The sequence below is a fragment of the Pseudomonas sp. R62 genome (assembly GCF_000257605.1).
In the GTDB taxonomy this organism is placed as follows: domain Bacteria; phylum Pseudomonadota; class Gammaproteobacteria; order Pseudomonadales; family Pseudomonadaceae; genus Aquipseudomonas; species Aquipseudomonas atacamensis.
Genome location: NZ_JH636000.1, coordinates 14,121 through 15,679 on the forward strand (window position 1 = coordinate 14,121; position 1,559 = coordinate 15,679).

Consider the following 1,559-nt stretch of genomic DNA (forward strand, 5'->3'; position numbering starts at 1 on the left):
CCAGGCGGTGGCCGAAGCCATTGTCGCCGGGGGGCTGGAAAGTTATTACCAGCATCGCAGCGAAGCGTCGGCCAATCCCGAAGCGCTGCCGGTGCAACTGAGCGATGAACTGGCGCTGTACGACCGCGCCGACGTGCAGCAGCCCTTCGTGCGCCACGAAGGCGATCTGGCCGAAACCACCTTGTTGATGGAAGGCATCAGTTGCGCCGCTTGCGGCTGGCTGATCGAGAAACACCTGCGCACCCTGCCCGCCGTCGCCGAAGCGCGGTTGAACCTGTCCAACCATCGCCTGCACGTACGCTGGGCCGATGCGCAATTCCCGCTGAGCCAGATCCTCGCCGAGCTGCGCCACATCGGTTACGCCGCCCACCCGTACCAAGCCGACCGTGCCAGCGAACAATTGGCCAGCGAGAATCGCTTGGCCCTGCGCCAACTCGGCGTCGCCGGTCTGCTGTGGTTTCAGGCGATGATGGCGACCATGGCCACTTGGCCGGAATTCAACATCGACCTCAGCCCCGAGCTGCACACGATCCTGCGCTGGGTCGCGCTGTTTCTGACCACACCGATCGTGTTCTACAGCTGCGCGCCGTTCTTCAAAGGCGCGATGCGCGATTTGCGTACCCGCCACCTGACCATGGACGTATCGGTGTCGCTGGCGATCGGGAGTGCTTACATCGGCGGAATCTGGACGTCGATCACCGGGGTCGGCGAGCTGTACTTCGATGCGGTCGGCATGTTCGCGCTGTTTTTGCTCGCCGGGCGTTATCTGGAACGCCGCGCCCGCGAACGCACCGCTGCCGCCACCGCGCAATTGGTCAACCTGTTGCCGGCCTCGTGCCTGCGCCTGGATAGCGATGGCCAGAGCGAACGCATACTGCTCAGCGAGTTGCGTGTAGGCGAGCGGATTCTGGTGCAGCCGGGCTCGATTCTGCCGGCTGACGGCAAGATCATCGATGGCCAGTCGAGCATCGACGAATCGCTGCTCACTGGCGAATACCTGCCACAGCCACGCACGCTCGGTGATGCGGTCACTGCGGGCACGCTCAACGTCGAAGGCGCATTGACCGTGCAAGTGCAGGCGCTGGGACAGGACACGCGTCTCTCCGCGATCGTGCGCCTGCTCGATCGCGCTCAGACGGAGAAACCGCGTCTGGCCGAAATCGCCGACCGCGCCGCGCAATGGTTTTTGCTGCTGTCGCTGATTGCGGCGGCAGTGATCGGCCTGCTGTGGTGGCAGCTGGACTCAGCGCGGGCGTTCTGGATCGTTCTCGCCATGCTGGTGGCGACCTGCCCGTGCGCGCTGTCACTGGCGACGCCGACCGCCCTCACCGCCGCCACCGGTACCCTGCACAAACTCGGCCTGCTGCTGACACGCGGCCATGTGCTGGAAGGCTTGAACCAGATCGACACGGTGATTTTCGACAAGACCGGTACGCTCACCGAAGGCCGCTTGGTGCTGCGCTCGATTCGCCCGCTCGGCAGGCTCGACAGCGAGCAATGCCTGAGCCTTGCCGCTGCGCTGGAAAACCGTTCGGAACACCCGATTGCCCGCGCTTTCG

The 1,559-nt window shown here is 64.7% G+C and carries 1 protein-coding gene; it reads left to right on the top strand.

The annotated features are described in order from the left end of the window. Positions 1–1,559, top strand: a 1,559-nt coding sequence (locus OQK_RS28765; protein ID WP_038862327.1) for a heavy metal translocating P-type ATPase, incomplete at both ends; no start/stop codon positions are given.